The 12,707-nt window shown below is 64.3% G+C and carries 23 protein-coding genes and 1 tRNA gene; 11 read left to right on the top strand and 13 right to left on the bottom strand.

Annotated features, from left to right (window positions below):
- Positions 1-2: 2 nt before the first annotated feature.
- From BMX57_RS14685 to BMX57_RS14655, 7 genes are all read right to left on the bottom strand, one after another.
- The gene (locus tag BMX57_RS14685; RefSeq protein ID WP_092368633.1) at positions 3-437 is read right to left on the bottom strand and encodes a TIR domain-containing protein; all 435 of its coding nucleotides are present in this window, start codon (positions 435-437) and stop codon (positions 3-5) included.
- Complete coding sequence (locus BMX57_RS14680; protein ID WP_092368630.1) at positions 438-740, bottom strand: DUF2829 domain-containing protein; 303 nt, start codon at positions 738-740, stop codon at positions 438-440.
- Between the two features lie 23 nt (positions 741-763).
- Positions 764-1,036 (bottom strand): hypothetical protein, encoded by a 273-nt coding sequence (locus BMX57_RS14675; protein WP_092368627.1) that lies wholly within the window; start codon positions 1,034-1,036, stop codon positions 764-766.
- The gene (locus tag BMX57_RS14670) at positions 1,033-1,875 is read right to left on the bottom strand and encodes a hypothetical protein (protein ID WP_092368624.1); all 843 of its coding nucleotides are present in this window, start codon (positions 1,873-1,875) and stop codon (positions 1,033-1,035) included. Before BMX57_RS14670 ends, BMX57_RS14675 begins: the two co-directional genes overlap by 4 nt.
- Positions 1,872-2,186 (bottom strand): hypothetical protein, encoded by a 315-nt coding sequence (locus BMX57_RS14665; RefSeq protein WP_092368621.1) that lies wholly within the window; start codon positions 2,184-2,186, stop codon positions 1,872-1,874. Before BMX57_RS14665 ends, BMX57_RS14670 begins: the two co-directional genes overlap by 4 nt.
- Positions 2,179-2,469, bottom strand: coding sequence for a hypothetical protein (locus BMX57_RS14660; RefSeq protein WP_092368618.1), 291 nt, complete (start codon positions 2,467-2,469; stop codon positions 2,179-2,181). The genes BMX57_RS14665 and BMX57_RS14660 overlap by 8 nt, the downstream gene beginning before the upstream one ends.
- 129 nt (positions 2,470-2,598) lie before the next feature.
- Positions 2,599-2,886, bottom strand: a complete 288-nt coding sequence (locus tag BMX57_RS14655) for a hypothetical protein (RefSeq protein ID WP_143057926.1) — start codon at positions 2,884-2,886, stop codon at positions 2,599-2,601.
- Between the two features lie 95 nt (positions 2,887-2,981).
- Between BMX57_RS14655 and BMX57_RS14650 the strand changes: the two genes are divergently transcribed.
- The 8 genes from BMX57_RS14650 (at position 2,982) to BMX57_RS14615 (ending at position 6,503) form a co-directional block, all read left to right on the top strand.
- Positions 2,982-3,596, top strand: a complete 615-nt coding sequence (locus BMX57_RS14650; protein ID WP_092368612.1) for a helix-turn-helix domain-containing protein — start codon at positions 2,982-2,984, stop codon at positions 3,594-3,596.
- A 270-nt stretch (positions 3,597-3,866) separates the two neighbouring features.
- The gene (locus BMX57_RS14645; RefSeq protein WP_092368609.1) at positions 3,867-4,124 is read left to right on the top strand and encodes a hypothetical protein; all 258 of its coding nucleotides are present in this window, start codon (positions 3,867-3,869) and stop codon (positions 4,122-4,124) included.
- A 108-nt stretch (positions 4,125-4,232) separates the two neighbouring features.
- Positions 4,233-4,415 (top strand): hypothetical protein, encoded by a 183-nt coding sequence (locus tag BMX57_RS14640; RefSeq protein WP_092368606.1) that lies wholly within the window; start codon positions 4,233-4,235, stop codon positions 4,413-4,415.
- Complete coding sequence (locus tag BMX57_RS14635) at positions 4,412-4,663, top strand: hypothetical protein (protein ID WP_092368603.1); 252 nt, start codon at positions 4,412-4,414, stop codon at positions 4,661-4,663. Before BMX57_RS14640 ends, BMX57_RS14635 begins: the two co-directional genes overlap by 4 nt.
- Complete coding sequence (locus BMX57_RS14630) at positions 4,660-4,845, top strand: hypothetical protein (protein WP_092368600.1); 186 nt, start codon at positions 4,660-4,662, stop codon at positions 4,843-4,845. The genes BMX57_RS14635 and BMX57_RS14630 overlap by 4 nt, the downstream gene beginning before the upstream one ends.
- Positions 4,842-6,014, top strand: a complete 1,173-nt coding sequence (locus tag BMX57_RS14625) for a site-specific integrase (protein WP_092368597.1) — start codon at positions 4,842-4,844, stop codon at positions 6,012-6,014. Before BMX57_RS14630 ends, BMX57_RS14625 begins: the two co-directional genes overlap by 4 nt.
- A complete protein-coding gene (locus BMX57_RS14620; RefSeq protein WP_092368594.1) occupies positions 6,011-6,283 on the top strand; it encodes a hypothetical protein in 273 nt (90 codons plus the stop codon). The genes BMX57_RS14625 and BMX57_RS14620 overlap by 4 nt, the downstream gene beginning before the upstream one ends.
- A gap of 1 nt (position 6,284) precedes the next feature.
- Positions 6,285-6,503, top strand: coding sequence for a hypothetical protein (locus BMX57_RS14615; protein WP_092368591.1), 219 nt, complete (start codon positions 6,285-6,287; stop codon positions 6,501-6,503).
- A gap of 238 nt (positions 6,504-6,741) precedes the next feature.
- Here BMX57_RS14615 and BMX57_RS14605 read toward each other — a convergent pair.
- The 3 genes from BMX57_RS14605 to BMX57_RS14595 form a co-directional block, all read right to left on the bottom strand.
- A tRNA-Arg gene (locus tag BMX57_RS14605) sits at positions 6,742-6,818 on the bottom strand.
- A gap of 42 nt (positions 6,819-6,860) precedes the next feature.
- Positions 6,861-7,328, bottom strand: coding sequence for a GNAT family N-acetyltransferase (locus BMX57_RS14600; protein ID WP_092368586.1), 468 nt, complete (start codon positions 7,326-7,328; stop codon positions 6,861-6,863).
- Positions 7,329-7,332: 4 nt separating this feature from the next.
- Positions 7,333-7,644, bottom strand: a complete 312-nt coding sequence (locus tag BMX57_RS14595; RefSeq protein WP_092368583.1) for an ETC complex I subunit — start codon at positions 7,642-7,644, stop codon at positions 7,333-7,335.
- Positions 7,645-7,854: 210 nt separating this feature from the next.
- On the opposite strand from BMX57_RS14595, the gene uvrB reads away from it, so the two are divergent.
- Together uvrB and BMX57_RS14585 are read left to right on the top strand one after the other, a co-directional pair.
- Positions 7,855-10,041 (top strand): excinuclease ABC subunit UvrB, encoded by a 2,187-nt coding sequence (uvrB, locus tag BMX57_RS14590; RefSeq protein WP_092368580.1) that lies wholly within the window; start codon positions 7,855-7,857, stop codon positions 10,039-10,041.
- A gap of 16 nt (positions 10,042-10,057) precedes the next feature.
- Positions 10,058-10,921, top strand: a complete 864-nt coding sequence (locus BMX57_RS14585; RefSeq protein ID WP_092368577.1) for a DUF4238 domain-containing protein — start codon at positions 10,058-10,060, stop codon at positions 10,919-10,921.
- Between the two features lie 240 nt (positions 10,922-11,161).
- On the opposite strand, the gene BMX57_RS14580 is transcribed toward BMX57_RS14585, so the two are convergent.
- The 3 genes from BMX57_RS14580 to BMX57_RS14570 all read right to left on the bottom strand — a co-directional run bounded on the left by BMX57_RS14580 (position 11,162) and on the right by BMX57_RS14570 (position 12,409).
- Positions 11,162-11,449 carry a putative quinol monooxygenase gene (locus BMX57_RS14580; RefSeq protein ID WP_092368575.1) on the bottom strand — a complete coding sequence of 96 codons (288 nt, stop codon included), beginning with the start codon at positions 11,447-11,449 and terminating at the stop codon, positions 11,162-11,164.
- Positions 11,450-11,567: 118 nt separating this feature from the next.
- On the bottom strand, positions 11,568-11,813 hold the full coding sequence (locus tag BMX57_RS14575) for a TFIIB-type zinc ribbon-containing protein (protein WP_092368572.1): 246 nt from the start codon (positions 11,811-11,813) through the stop codon (positions 11,568-11,570).
- A 101-nt stretch (positions 11,814-11,914) separates the two neighbouring features.
- Positions 11,915-12,409 carry an excalibur calcium-binding domain-containing protein gene (locus BMX57_RS14570; RefSeq protein ID WP_218142425.1) on the bottom strand — a complete coding sequence of 165 codons (495 nt, stop codon included), beginning with the start codon at positions 12,407-12,409 and terminating at the stop codon, positions 11,915-11,917.
- A gap of 70 nt (positions 12,410-12,479) precedes the next feature.
- On the opposite strand from BMX57_RS14570, the gene BMX57_RS14565 reads away from it, so the two are divergent.
- Positions 12,480-12,665, top strand: coding sequence for a hypothetical protein (locus tag BMX57_RS14565; protein ID WP_092368566.1), 186 nt, complete (start codon positions 12,480-12,482; stop codon positions 12,663-12,665).
- The last annotated feature ends 42 nt before the right edge of the window (positions 12,666-12,707 follow it).

The following is a 12,707-nucleotide window of genomic DNA, read 5'->3' as shown; positions in this document are numbered from 1 at the left end:
GGTCAGCCTCCGGACAGCAGACGCTGAACCTCGCGGATCGACACGCAAATGTCGGTTGCGAGCAATGCCATCAGCTCCGGCTCTTCGCCATCATTGGTCAGAATGATCGTGCGTTTGCCCTGACCAGCGAACCAGCCGGCTTCGAGATGAGCAGATCGGCCGCATGGAAGCACAAGCAAACAGGTATCTGCCCACTGCATTGCTCGCAGATCGCTCATGAAACCCGCTGCCGCGCGCGGATCAGTCAGCAAAGCCTCGCGATATTGCTCCGCTGTCCAACTTTCCCATCTCTCGTCGAGATCCGACCAGGAGAACCCGGATCGGCCGTGAAATGGATTACGGAAATCGTACACCTCGTGGCCGTTATTGCGCAGCAGGGCAACGATGTCCGGCTGATAGGGGTTTCGCCAGCTTGAGGCGACGTAAATCCGAGCCATTCAAGCCTCCACCGGCACGACTACCCAGTCATCGGCCAGCAGGTCGGCCTGCGACGCCACCCAACCCGGCTGCCACTGCTTCTGCGCAGTGAACATGGCGATATAGGGCTGGCAATCGAGCGGGGTGTCCTTGCCGATCCACTTCGCGGTGCGATCGTTGACCTTGCGTGCCGTGTCCTGCGTGTTGAACGGAGGCAGGTAGAGTGCCGGCATGAGAACGATAAACATCCCCGTGCCGTTCCAGCCACTACGGGCCACGGCATCGCCCATTTTCAGTGCCGCCAGCGCATCTTCAAATCTCATGTCAGCCTTCCCTTCTTTCTCTTTCAGCCCGCGCTTCCAGCTCGGCCAGCAGCGCGGATTTGGCGTCGTGGCTCATGACCTTGGGCAGAAGCCGTTGAAGGCGCGTCCAGCAGGTGCTGGCGGCGTAGCCGGTGGCCGCGATGGCCTGCTCCAGCCCCCCCCCCGGAGAGGAGGCAGCGCACCAGCGCCAGGTCGTATTCGGCGCACCATTTCACCGGCGGATCCGGCAGCGCCGCGATCTCGGCCGCGATCAGGGCGCGGTGGGCCTTTTCGGTGGCCTCGGACATCGCGCTCATTCCGCCGCCTCCTGCTGGCCTTGGGCGCGGTGGCGCAGGACGCGCAGCAGGCGCGCCTGGTGGTCGATCGAGCCCTTGTCGGTGTTCAGGTTCATCCAGCGCCCGACCGCCTCGGTCTTGGCGATGCCCAGCTCCTCGGCTGCGGCGAACGCACCTGCACCTTCCGCCAGCAGTTCGGCCAGGCGCAGATCGCGCGCCGGCGACCAGCTGTTGCCGTATCCCAGCGCGTTCAGGTGCATGTCGATCTCGCGCTCGGCAGCGTTCAGCGCGTCCGGTGGCGCAGGCTCGGGGTCCGGTTTGTGGTCGGCAGCGGCAGCGACGAGCCCCGGGCCTGACGCTGGTTTTGTTGGCCTCAGGATCTCTTCATCGGCGAGATCTTCGGCGCGGGCCTGTATGGCCTCGATCACATCCTTGCTGCGCTGCCTCAAGTTGGCCAGCTGTTTGGTCTTGCGGTTCAGCCGTCGGGCCACCTCGGCCGGCGCGATGCCCTGGGCGAACTGCGCAATTGCAATCTCGCGTTCCTCGTCGCTGAACGGCCCGGTGACCAGCTCCGGCGGCGGGGGAACCTCCGCCGAAGCTTCTGGCATCGTCGGTATCTCGGCGGGCACCTCGATCTCGTGGACCAGCTCGATCCGGCCCACAATCGCCACGGCCTGCCAGTCATCGAGATCCACGCGCAGGATAATGAACCCCGTCTCGTCGCGCACCAGCTGCGGTGCGAAACCCGCCTTGCGCAGCTTGCCCTCGGCCCAGGCCAGGTCGTTGACCGCCTCCAGCCGGGCCTTTGCGCACTCCATGTGCTGCGCGGCCTCGCGCCGCAGCTCCTCGATCGCGCTCATGCCGCCGCCTCCCGCTTCGAGATCACCTCCTGCGCGCGGGCCATGCGCCATTCGGACCAGGCGCACACGGCGGCCGAGGCCTTCAGGTGCGCCCAGGCGCGATCGGGGCCGTCACCGGCCTCGACCAGGCGTTCGGCCGCCTCGATCAGCGGCACGACGCGGCTGTGGGCGCGCGAGGCATGGGGCAGCGTCTCGGTCAGCATGCCCAGCCAGAAACCCTCGCGCTTCCTGTCTGCGATGCGGTTGGTCACCAGCGCCGTCAGGGCCGAGGCCAGCAGGTGATCCTGCGAGGTGAGTTGCGGTTCAGCCATAGATATCCCTCCGTTGACTGTCAGGCGGTTCGGGGATGTTCAGCGTGTCGATGTAGCGGCAGAGGTCGCGGCCCAGCTCGGCCAGGCGCACCGGGTCGCGGGCATGCACCCGCGCGTCCAGCGCGAACCCCTCGATCGCGCGGCGCAGCGTCAGCGCAACATCGAACATGGCCGCCTGCGCGCGCAGCCGCTCCAGGTCGGCCATGTCCAGCGTGCCGGCCTTGGCACTCATGCCCGCCGAGAACGCGGCCAGGCGCAGGGCGAGCTGCGGATCACCGGCCATGGCGGGCCTCGGAATGGAAAAGGCGGGACGGAACGGACGGGGAGGTCGACGCCCCGCCCCGCAGGTGCGCCGGTGGAATCGCAAACACCGGCGTCGCAGGTCGCGCACGCGGATATGCGCGACAGGCATTCATTGGGCGGCCACCTGGGCGGGATTGGCTTCTGCGACAAGCGCCTCGATCTCGGCACGCGGCGCGCCCCAGATCAGGTGATCGGCCGTGAGCGGGATCCCGTTCTTGGCCGCATGCGCCAGCAGCCGCCGGTTTGCATCGGGCGGCATGTCGCCCGGCCGGCGCCAGGCCGAGCCGTTGACCCAATTGTATGCGGCCTTGGGCTTGTAGCCGATCAGCGAACCCAGCGATTTCCGGGGCGCGATCAGCCGTTCGCATACTTCCAATGGTGTGAGGTGGTCACTCATGACCCCAGATGTAGCGGCCGCCCACTACAAATTGCAATACCAATTTTGTGATTTTCACTCTAATTTTTGTAGTCATGGGTGCCTACTTGTCGGCAATGGATGACAAGTGGTTCAAACAGCGGCAGAAAATCGCAGGCGTTACCGCCGAAGATATTGCCGCCGAACTCGGACGTGACCGCTCGGTCGTCTCGCGCATCTACACTGGCCGACAAGCCATGTCCGCTGCGCAGGCCAAGGTTTTCGCCAGGGTCCTCGATGTTCCGCTTGCCGAAGTCATGAAGCGCGCCGGCGTTCTGGACGAGGACGAAGCCCGCGAATTGCAGCCCGGCTTCTCCGATGGCGATGCCGTGCCGTTCATGTCCAAGCTTGGATCGAACCACAGCATGATCGGGGTTATCTCGGCATTCGGCGGCGACCGTCCCGGTGTGGATACTTGGATTGTAAAGGGAAACTCAATGATCCTGGGCGGCTATCTGCCCGGCGACCGCCTCTTGGTCGACACCCACCAAAGTGAGACATGCAGCGCCGGCGATGTAGTGATCGCCCAGAGTTATGACTGGCAATCGGGCGGCGCCACAACCCTACTGCGGCGCTTCGAGCCACCTGTCCTGGTCGCGGCCAGCCCAGATCCGGAAGACGGTCGCGTTCTGGTGGTCGATCGGAACAACGTCCTGATCCGCGGCAAGGTCATCGCCAGCTGGCGCAACTAATGCGCTCGTTTCGTGACCGACAAATGCGGCACAAATCCCTTTGTGTCACGAAATCTCCAATCCATTAACCACAAGAACGAAGCCCCTGATCTGCCCGGCACGACGCCCGCGTGCCACGTCCGGCGCGCACGAAATGTGCGCTTTCGCCCACTCCTACGGACGTCTCCCTTACTCCTCGCGTCACCTTTTTTGTGATTTTTACCTTTTTTGCGTTGACAGTCAGGGGTAGCAACTCCTAACTCTTGGGTCACAACCAAGAGGAGGAACATCATGGCACACCCTGTCGAGCAGACCGTGCCCCGCGCCGTCCCCGGGCCGATTTCGGATGAGAAGCTCGAGATGGCCATCCGCTCGGCCGAGGCGCTCGAGGGCGACTGGGAAGACCAGAAGCCCGAGGAGCTGGGCGCCCATCTGAACCTGATCAGCATGGTCGCCGCCCCGCTGCTGCGCGAATGCCTGCACCACCGCCGCGCATTGCGGGTGATCCAGGACATGGCCGCCCCCGACAACGTCACCTTTCTGACCTGAGTTGCGCTTGGGGGCCGCCCGCGAAGAGCTGCTCGCCTTCGCCCCCGCCATCACTCACACCCGGCCGGCAGGCGGCACGTCCGGGACGCCACACAGGATCAACCGACCATGATGACACTGGCACTGGCAATCATCGGCGCAATCTCGATCGTCTCCAGCCTGGCCTTCCTGGCGATCATGGCTTTCGCCGAGAAGCGCACGCCCTGGCCCGAGAACCACCCCGAGGTCCAGGACGATTTCCGCGCCGCAATGGAGCGCAACCGCCACGTCCAGGAAAGGATGGGCGAATGACTTTCATCACTGCAGACGCCGTGGCCGAGATGGTCGGCTTCGAAACCGCCGCCGGCTTCCTGGCCGCCCGCCGCCGGCTGGAGCGGCAGGAGGACTTTCCGCCGCCCATGCCCACCTGCCAGCGCCCGCTGAAATGGCGCACCGACGCCGTCCAGGCCTGGCTGGACACCGCCGGCATCGCAAACCCGGCCGCGCCGACCCCGATCGGGGCCAACGTGGTCCTTCTCGAAGAGGCGCGGAAGGCATGAAGGCCTCCGAACTCATCGCCCGCCTGACCGAGCTGGTACACGTGTATGGCGACCATCCGGTGACCGGGTCGGTCGCGGAACGCACGGTCGCCGACATCTTCCTCATGGACCAGGACGGCGACTTCACCGATTTCGACGAAAAGCCGGACAGCCAGGTTCGGGAATACTGGCTGACATCATGAAGCCGCGCGCGCCCATCTCCCAAAAGATCCCCGGCCTGCGGCAACGCGCGCGCGCCGATGGCAGCTGGCGGATCTGGTGGGAACCCAATGCAGGCGCGCGGGCCCTGGGCTTCGAGCCGGTCGAGCTGAGCGCGGACAAGCTCAGCTGGTCGGTGCGCCGCGCCACGGAGCTGAACGAGGACGTCGCCCGCAAGCGCGCCGGCGAAACGAAGACGCCCGTCACCTCGACCGGGCGCACCCTGGCCGCGCTGATCCACGCCTACCAGCGGGATCCGGAGTTCACCGACAAGAAACTCAAGACGCAGGCCAGCTATGCCCGCAACCTCCGGCTCATCGAGGCGAAATGGGGCAGCTACCCGGTGACCAGCTTCACCAAGCCGGTGATGCGGGAATGGTACGTGACGAACCGCGCCGCGCGGGGCGAGACGCAGGCCGTCGCACTGATCCGGATGATGTCGATCCTGTTCAGCTTCGCCGAGCTCAAGGGCTGGCGCGCCGAGGACAGCAACCCCTGCTTCCGCATCAAGATGAAAGTGCCGAAGCCCCGCCGCCGCATCGCCACCTGGGACGAGCTCGACGCCATCCTCGACGCCGCAACGACCTGCGGCCTGCGCTCGATCGGCACGGCCGTCCTGCTCAGCGCCCTGCAGGGCCAGCGCCAGACCGACGTGATCGAGGCCACCTGCGGCGACTTCCGCCAGGTCACGATCCCGCTCGGCCGCGCGCAACAGACGGTCTGGGCCTGGCAGGTCGACCGCTCCAAGCGCGGCACGCTGGGACTGATGCAGCTGCACCCGCTGGTGCTGGATCGCATCGAGGCCCGCCTGGCCGACGCCGACAAGGACGCACGGCTGCTGATCGAGGAGCGCACCGGCCAGGGCTATTCCGAAGACCTGTTCTGGTCGCGCTGGGGGGAGGTCCGCGCGGCCGCGGCCACGCACTGCCGCAGCCTGGACGGCCGAGACCCGCTGCAGTTCCGCGATCTGCGCCGCACCTTCGCCGTCTGGTCGCGCGCCGGCGGCGCCACTGACGACGATGTCGGCGACGTGCTGGGCAACACCGCCGCGCTCGATCCCCGGCTGCAGGACACCTACATGCCGGCGAGCTTTGCGACCTCGAGCCGCGCGGTGCTGTCTATCGAGAGGCCGAAAAAGAGGAAAGAGGCATGAGCAGCTTGAAGAACAACGCGCGGATCGACGCCGCGATGGAGTACCTGACCCGCGTGATCAGCGAGGAGAAAGAGGCCGGCCGCGCCGACGTGCACAGCTGGGCCGCCTTCCTGGTCGACGACGCCGGCAACTCGGCCGTCTATTCCGCCGGCTGCGACTGCCCGGGCTGCGCGCTGAAGATCAACCAGGCGGCCGTCCACCACTTCCTCGGCAAGGCGATCTCGGACGAGCTGAAGGCGCCGCGGCCGACGCTTGGAAAGGTGCACTGAGATGCTGGACGTCATCGGATCCGGCCGCGCCTTCGCCGCGTTCAATGGCGAACAGCGCGTCACCAGGTGGTACCACAACCGCTGTCAGGCCCAGAGCGCGGCCGAGCGCCTGCTGCGCCGCTCCCGCCAGCTCCGCCGCCCCTGCCTGTGCTGCGGCGCCAAGTTCACATCCGAAGGCCCGCACAACCGGCTTTGCAACCAGTGCCGGCGGGAGGGGTGAAGATGGTCAAGCTTGACGAAGGCGCGATCGCAGCCGCGCGGAAGGCTTATCGCGAAATTATCAAGAAAGACCCGGCGGAAATGAGCAGCGCGGAACGACGCGCCGAGCATGAGGCAGTCCTAGACCTGATTTGCGCTCATATCCCGATCAACGAGCACCGTCCGACTCGGACGCATTCGGACGGTCGGACGGACACTGAACGCAGAAACCGGCAAGATACTGACCTAAAAGGGTAAACTGGCGATCCCGCGAGGACTCGAACCCCGAACCTGCTGATTAGAAGTCAGCTGCTCTATCCAGTTGAGCTACGGGACCGCTGACCCGCTTTTGCCGCAGCCGGGCGGGCGGGGCAAGCGGTCAAAGCCGCCTGGTCATGAAAACGCTCAGCGGGTCGGACACATAGGCGCCGAAGGGCGGACAGATCTCGAACCCGTTCGCGGCATAGAGGGCGCGGGCGGCGGCGAAGTCCGGTTGCGATCCGGTTTCCAGGCTGAGACGGGTTAGCCCTTGCGCCCGAGCCTCCTGCATCAGGGCGGTCAGGATGTCCCGGCCAATGCCGCGACCGCGGGCCGCGCGGGCGGTGTGCATGGACTTCAACTCGCCATGATCCGGCCCGATCCGGGTCAGCGCGCCGACGCCCAGCACCGCGCCATCCTGCCTTGCGGTGACCACCACCGCGCCGCTGTCCAGCAACTGCCCGGGCTTCAGAACGTGACAGCTCTCTTCCGGCGAGGTCGCGCGCATCAGGGCGAAATGCTGCTGCAAAAGCGCCACGACCGCCGGATCGTCCGGCCGGTCCCGACCGATCGCAGCCGTGCCGGTCATGTGCTCAGTGGGTCCAGGGCCCGCGCCGGTCGGGGGCGAAATTCTCGCCGTATCCGCGCGGCCGGATGTTCTGCTTGCGCTTGTGGGGCTCGGTCACGATGGCGTCGATCCCATGCGCCTTGGCATAGTCCAGCGCCTCCTGCTTGGTGTCGAAGCGCAACCGCACCTGGCTCTGGGTGTCGTCAGAGGAGGTCCACCCCATCAGCGGATCGACCTCGCGGGCCGAGGACGGTGCGAAGTCGAGCACCCATTTGCGGGTCTTCGCCGTGCCCGAGGTCATCGCGTTCCGGGCGGGCTTGTAGATCCGTGCGCGCATCGGTCTCTCCCTTGAGGTCTGGCGTCGGCCCATATATGCGGCGAACGGATCGCCCCGACAAGCCCGTATCTGGTCGCATCCTGCCGCGCCGGTGTCCAGCCGCCGCACGCGCGACATCAGGGGCCTGCTGCCATGTCCCGTCATCAGCCCCCTTGAACCCGGCGGGATTCGGAACAACTCTCGAACGCACCCGAAAACGCGAGCGCCCCGATGCCCTATGCCCATTCCGACAAGTCCCAGATGGTTGCCGAAGACGTGCGGGCCCGGCCCAAGCTGGAGGGTGGCAAGACGTTCCGGATGCACACCGAGTTCAGCGCCGCCGGCGACCAGCCCACCGCCATCGCCGAACTGACCGAAGGCGTGACGGAGGGCGAGCAGAACCAGGTCCTGCTGGGGGCCACCGGGACCGGCAAGACCTTCACCATGGCGCGCGTGATCGAGGAAACCCAGCGCCCGGCCATCATCCTCGCCCCGAACAAGACGCTGGCCGCGCAGCTCTATGGCGAGTTCAAAAGCTTCTTTCCCGAAAACGCGGTGGAGTATTTCGTCAGCTACTACGACTACTACCAGCCCGAGGCCTATGTCCCGCGCTCGGACACCTATATCGAGAAGGAAAGCCAGATCAACGAACAGATCGACCGGATGCGCCACTCGGCCACAAGGGCGCTTCTGGAGCGTGACGACGTGATCATCGTGGCCTCGGTGTCGTGCATCTACGGCATCGGCTCGGTCGAGACCTATGGCGCCATGACCCAGGATCTGAAGGTGGGCGGCGAGTATGACCAGCGCCAGATCATAGCCGACCTGGTGGCCCAGCAATACCGCCGCAACGACCAGGCGTTCCAGCGCGGGTCGTTCCGGGTGCGCGGCGACAGCCTGGAGATCTGGCCCGCCCACCTGGAGGACCGGGCCTGGAGACTCTCGTTCTTCGGCGAAGAGCTGGAGGCGATCACCGAGTTCGATCCGCTGACCGGCGAAAAGACCGACACCTTCGAGCAGATCCGCGTCTATGCCAACTCGCACTACGTGACGCCGAAGCCGACGATGCAGCAGGCGATCATCGGCATCAAGAAGGAGCTGCGCCAGCGCCTCGACCAGTTGGTCGGCGAAGGCAAGCTGCTGGAGGCGCAGCGGCTGGAACAGCGCACCAATTTCGATCTGGAAATGCTCGAGGCGACCGGCGTCTGCAACGGGATCGAGAACTATTCCCGCTATCTGACCGGGCGCGCGCCGGGCGAGCCGCCCCCGACCCTCTTCGAATTCATCCCCGACAATGCCATCGTCTTTGCCGACGAATCCCATGTCAGCGTGCCCCAGATCGGCGGCATGTATCGTGGCGACTATCGCCGCAAATTCACCCTGGCCGAGCACGGGTTCCGCCTGCCCTCCTGCATGGACAACCGACCCCTCAAGTTCGAGGAATGGGACGCCATGCGGCCGCAATCGGTCTTTGTCAGCGCCACGCCGGCGAAATGGGAGATCGAGCAGACCGGCGGAGTCTTCACCGAACAGGTGATCCGCCCCACCGGCCTGCTGGATCCGCAGGTCGAGATCCGCCCCGTCGAGATGCAGGTCGACGACCTGCTGGACGAGGTACGCAAGGTGACCGCCGCGGGCTTCCGCACGCTGGTCACCACGCTGACCAAGCGCATGGCCGAGGATCTGACCGAATACCTGCACGAGCAGGGCATCAAGGTCCGCTACATGCATTCCGACATCGACACGATCGAACGCATCGAGATCCTGCGCGACCTGCGCCTGGGCGCCTTCGACGTGCTGGTGGGCATCAACCTGCTGCGTGAGGGGCTGGACATCCCCGAATGCGGGCTGGTGGCCATCCTGGACGCCGACAAGGAGGGGTTTCTTCGGTCCGAGACCTCGCTGATCCAGACCATCGGGCGGGCGGCGCGCAACGCCGAGGGCCGCGTCATCATGTATGCCGACCGCATCACCGGCTCGATGGAGCGTGCGCTGGCCGAGACCGACCGCCGGCGGGCCAAGCAGATCGCCTATAACGAGGAACACGGCATCACGCCCGAAACCATCCGCAAGAATGTCGACGACATCCTGTCAGGCCTCTACCAGGGCGACGTGGACATGAACCGGGTGACCGCCCAGATCGACAAGCCGCTGCACGGCGCCAATCTCGAGGCGGTGCTGGACGGGCTGCGGGTGGACATGCGCAAGGCCGCCGAGAACCTGGAATTCGAGGAAGCGGCCCGTCTGCGCGACGAGATCAAGCGGCTGGAAGCGGTCGACCTTGCGGTGGCCGACGACCCGATGGCGCGGCAATGGGCGGTCGAGAAGGCCGGCGAGGCGGCCGTGAAGGGCAAAGGACGGTCAACGGCTGGACGTCCGGGGCAAAGGGGTGGGAATGTGAAGCGGCGGAAGAGGTAAGGAAGCATTCTACAAAATGTCAAAATCAAAAAGACACCATTATATCCCAAAGGCCATTCTGAGGGAATTCTGTGTTTCTGGCAACGCAACCTACTACGCTACTAGGTATGGAGATCGTCGAGATGTAAAAATGCGGAACATCGAGAGAATTTTCTGTCGACGGCACTACAATAGCATTACTAGTGGTGACGGCGAGACAGACGATACAGTCGAAAAGTTCTTCGCCTATGAGCTTGACAATTACGTCCCCAAATGGGCAACAGTTTTTGACATGGCCGCAAAAACCGGGGTTCTGAATTTTCCAAAAATAGCTTCCAGAGACCGCTTCGTTCAGTTCTTCTACAACCACATCAAACGTGGACCTGATTTTCTGAAACCTATTGTACAAAGTGCGTCAGACGAGGTTTTTCACGCAGGTATTGAAGCAGAATTAGAGACAAAGTTTCGCAGGCTCTCTGATGTCGAAAAGAAGTTACTAAGTGAAGAGAAATTTCGAGAGAAAGTAAAAACCAACAGCAGAGTTCACAACCTTGGCAAACAAGCGGAGAGCATTCTTAATAGGTTGGTTTCTATGCGGATAATCGTGGCAAAACCGCTACGAGAAGCGAAGCAATTTATAGTTGCTAGCAAACCAGTCGTGAGGTTCGAGGAGTATCCATTACAGGAATTGGGCGAACCTGGAGTCGAGTTGTGGACTACCTTTTCGCCCAAATTGGCAATCGGTTTTGGAAGGTCTGATGCTGATTCGGATTGCCTATTGTTAGATGATTCTCTTGTTCGAAAGCTAAATTGTCAACTAGCCAAGCAGAGTACAGCGATTGCTGCACGTTCGGAACGCCTTGTTGATTCTCTTGTCAAAGCCGCATGGTTGCAACCTTAAGTTGATTTTTACTCCAACTTAAACCTTCAACTCCGCTCGCTTCTTCTTGCTCTGCACTGACACGACCAGCCTAATCAACGTCGCGCTAAGATCTCACAGGGGCACGTCGCAAGTGCTGCGCTGGTCATAGACCAGCAGCCATTTCATCTCTTGCACAGCCGGGCCGCACCCTCGATGAACTACCTCGAACAGCAAGAGGCGGGGCAAAACCCCGCCCCAAAGCGCTGTCACCCAACCGGCTCACTTGCTCCAATTCGCGATCACGTCGAACCCACCGGGCGTCGGCGGGCCTTCCAGGAATTCCGCGAACTGCCCCCATAGCTCGGCCACTTTGGGCGCGTTGGCGTCGGAGGTCGCCTCGCTGTCGACCACCGAGACGACATAGCCGCTGCCATCCTCGTTCATCACGTTGAGGAAACTGTGCATCCCCGGCATGGCCATGATCTGACCCTTGAGTTCCTCCATCCGCGCGGTAGCGGCGTCGCGGGTTCCAGGCTTCATCTTGAATTGGGTAATCCGAGCAAACATCGTGTCCCTCCCATGGGGCGCAGCACCCCCTTGCGGGCCTCGAAATGAGGTCCGACCGGACAAGGGTTACACGATTTCCGGAGCCGCGGGAGGATTTTCGCCCGGACCGGCCATCGCCTCAGAAGTCGAACAGGTCCTCCAGGAACCCGCCGCGCTTCTTTTTCTTGCGATAGCCGTGGTCCGAGCGTTCGTCATACCGCGCCTGGGGCGGGGGCGGCGGCGCGAGATGCTCGGCCGAGCGTTCGATGATCTTGTCCAGCTCGCCCCGGTCCAGCCACACGCCGCGGCATTGCGGGCAATAGTCGATCTCGACCCCGCTGCGGTCCGAGATCACAAGGTCGCTTCCGTCAATCGGGCATTTCATCGGGCACCTCCAAATGTCTCGTTCGGAGATAGGGGTGCGCGCGGTGGAATCCATCCGTATTTCTGGGGAGTTGGAGCCTTGCGCGGGGGTCCGCCGGTGCGTCAGGGCCGAACGAATTTTGCGCCGCCGACCTGGCGTGTGGCCGGTCCCGACGGGGGTTCGGGCGCCGCGCTGGCCGCGGTTCGCGCCGCCGGGGCCGATCCGCAGGCCACCCCGTCGCCATCGGGGTCGTTGCGGGCATGATATCCCGGCTGACCCTTCCGGGCATACCGCACGCCGACCCGCGCCGCCGCCTCGCATCCGGCGCGCGCCACCAGGTGCTGCATCGCCTGTGCCCGCGGATAGGGGCTGGTGCGCAGATAGACCGACACGGCCACGCTGCCGGCGATCAGTGGCAGGCTGAAAAGCAACCAGACAAGGCGCACTGGCGACAGCGCCCGCGCACGTGTCCGTTCGGCCCGGCGCCGGCGGCGCTCGGCAGGCGTGGTCCTGGCCCCTGGGCGCGGCGGTTTGACGATCCGTGTCATGCGCTGGTGATGGCACGGCACTGTGGCAAAGCTGAGGCGGCGGCCGTCGCCTTGTGTGGTCCAGGTCACAGACGCCGCGCCCGGAATCGGTCATGACTCAGGCTCTGCCGGAGTGGCGGAAATAGGGAGGGACCAGCACATGCACACCTTGATCGGGCTTGGATTCGCCGTGTTCGCCGTTCTTCTGGTCCTGGGCGGCGATCTTGTGATCGCCGCGTCGGATGACGCCGAGGAACCCGCGCGCCCGCTCCTGCCGCTGGCGGCGATCTGTGGCGTGTCGGCCTTTCTTCTGATCGTCTACATGCACTATCTGACGCTGGCATAGATCGCGCCGGTCCGGGCGATCCATGCCGCCTGTCGCATGGCC

The sequence above is a fragment of the Cribrihabitans marinus genome, from assembly GCF_900109035.1.
In the GTDB taxonomy this organism is placed as follows: domain Bacteria; phylum Pseudomonadota; class Alphaproteobacteria; order Rhodobacterales; family Rhodobacteraceae; genus Cribrihabitans; species Cribrihabitans marinus.
The sequence above is the reverse complement of the archived record's forward strand: the minus strand, read 5'-3'. Positions and strand labels throughout refer to the sequence as shown.

Excerpts from the sequence above, each read along its gene's own strand:
- BMX57_RS14685 (WP_092368633.1), bottom strand. The coding sequence starts at position 437 with ATGGCTCGGATTTACGTCGCCTCAAGCTGGCGAAACCCCTATCAGCCG.
- BMX57_RS14680 (WP_092368630.1), bottom strand. The coding sequence starts at position 740 with ATGAGATTTGAAGATGCGCTGGCGGCACTGAAAATGGGCGATGCCGTG.
- BMX57_RS14675 (WP_092368627.1), bottom strand. The coding sequence starts at position 1,036 with ATGAGCGCGATGTCCGAGGCCACCGAAAAGGCCCACCGCGCCCTGATC.
- BMX57_RS14670 (WP_092368624.1), bottom strand. The coding sequence starts at position 1,875 with ATGAGCGCGATCGAGGAGCTGCGGCGCGAGGCCGCGCAGCACATGGAG.
- BMX57_RS14665 (WP_092368621.1), bottom strand. The coding sequence starts at position 2,186 with ATGGCTGAACCGCAACTCACCTCGCAGGATCACCTGCTGGCCTCGGCC.
- BMX57_RS14660 (WP_092368618.1), bottom strand. The coding sequence starts at position 2,469 with ATGGCCGGTGATCCGCAGCTCGCCCTGCGCCTGGCCGCGTTCTCGGCG.
- BMX57_RS14655 (WP_143057926.1), bottom strand. The coding sequence starts at position 2,886 with ATGAGTGACCACCTCACACCATTGGAAGTATGCGAACGGCTGATCGCG.
- BMX57_RS14650 (WP_092368612.1), top strand. The coding sequence starts at position 2,982 with ATGGATGACAAGTGGTTCAAACAGCGGCAGAAAATCGCAGGCGTTACC.
- BMX57_RS14645 (WP_092368609.1), top strand. The coding sequence starts at position 3,867 with ATGGCACACCCTGTCGAGCAGACCGTGCCCCGCGCCGTCCCCGGGCCG.
- BMX57_RS14640 (WP_092368606.1), top strand. The coding sequence starts at position 4,233 with ATGATGACACTGGCACTGGCAATCATCGGCGCAATCTCGATCGTCTCC.
- BMX57_RS14635 (WP_092368603.1), top strand. The coding sequence starts at position 4,412 with ATGACTTTCATCACTGCAGACGCCGTGGCCGAGATGGTCGGCTTCGAA.
- BMX57_RS14630 (WP_092368600.1), top strand. The coding sequence starts at position 4,660 with ATGAAGGCCTCCGAACTCATCGCCCGCCTGACCGAGCTGGTACACGTG.
- BMX57_RS14625 (WP_092368597.1), top strand. The coding sequence starts at position 4,842 with ATGAAGCCGCGCGCGCCCATCTCCCAAAAGATCCCCGGCCTGCGGCAA.
- BMX57_RS14620 (WP_092368594.1), top strand. The coding sequence starts at position 6,011 with ATGAGCAGCTTGAAGAACAACGCGCGGATCGACGCCGCGATGGAGTAC.
- BMX57_RS14615 (WP_092368591.1), top strand. The coding sequence starts at position 6,285 with ATGCTGGACGTCATCGGATCCGGCCGCGCCTTCGCCGCGTTCAATGGC.
- BMX57_RS14600 (WP_092368586.1), bottom strand. The coding sequence starts at position 7,328 with ATGACCGGCACGGCTGCGATCGGTCGGGACCGGCCGGACGATCCGGCG.
- BMX57_RS14595 (WP_092368583.1), bottom strand. The coding sequence starts at position 7,644 with ATGCGCGCACGGATCTACAAGCCCGCCCGGAACGCGATGACCTCGGGC.
- uvrB (WP_092368580.1), top strand. The coding sequence starts at position 7,855 with ATGCCCTATGCCCATTCCGACAAGTCCCAGATGGTTGCCGAAGACGTG.
- BMX57_RS14585 (WP_092368577.1), top strand. The coding sequence starts at position 10,058 with ATGTCAAAATCAAAAAGACACCATTATATCCCAAAGGCCATTCTGAGG.
- BMX57_RS14580 (WP_092368575.1), bottom strand. The coding sequence starts at position 11,449 with ATGTTTGCTCGGATTACCCAATTCAAGATGAAGCCTGGAACCCGCGAC.
- BMX57_RS14575 (WP_092368572.1), bottom strand. The coding sequence starts at position 11,813 with ATGAAATGCCCGATTGACGGAAGCGACCTTGTGATCTCGGACCGCAGC.
- BMX57_RS14565 (WP_092368566.1), top strand. The coding sequence starts at position 12,480 with ATGCACACCTTGATCGGGCTTGGATTCGCCGTGTTCGCCGTTCTTCTG.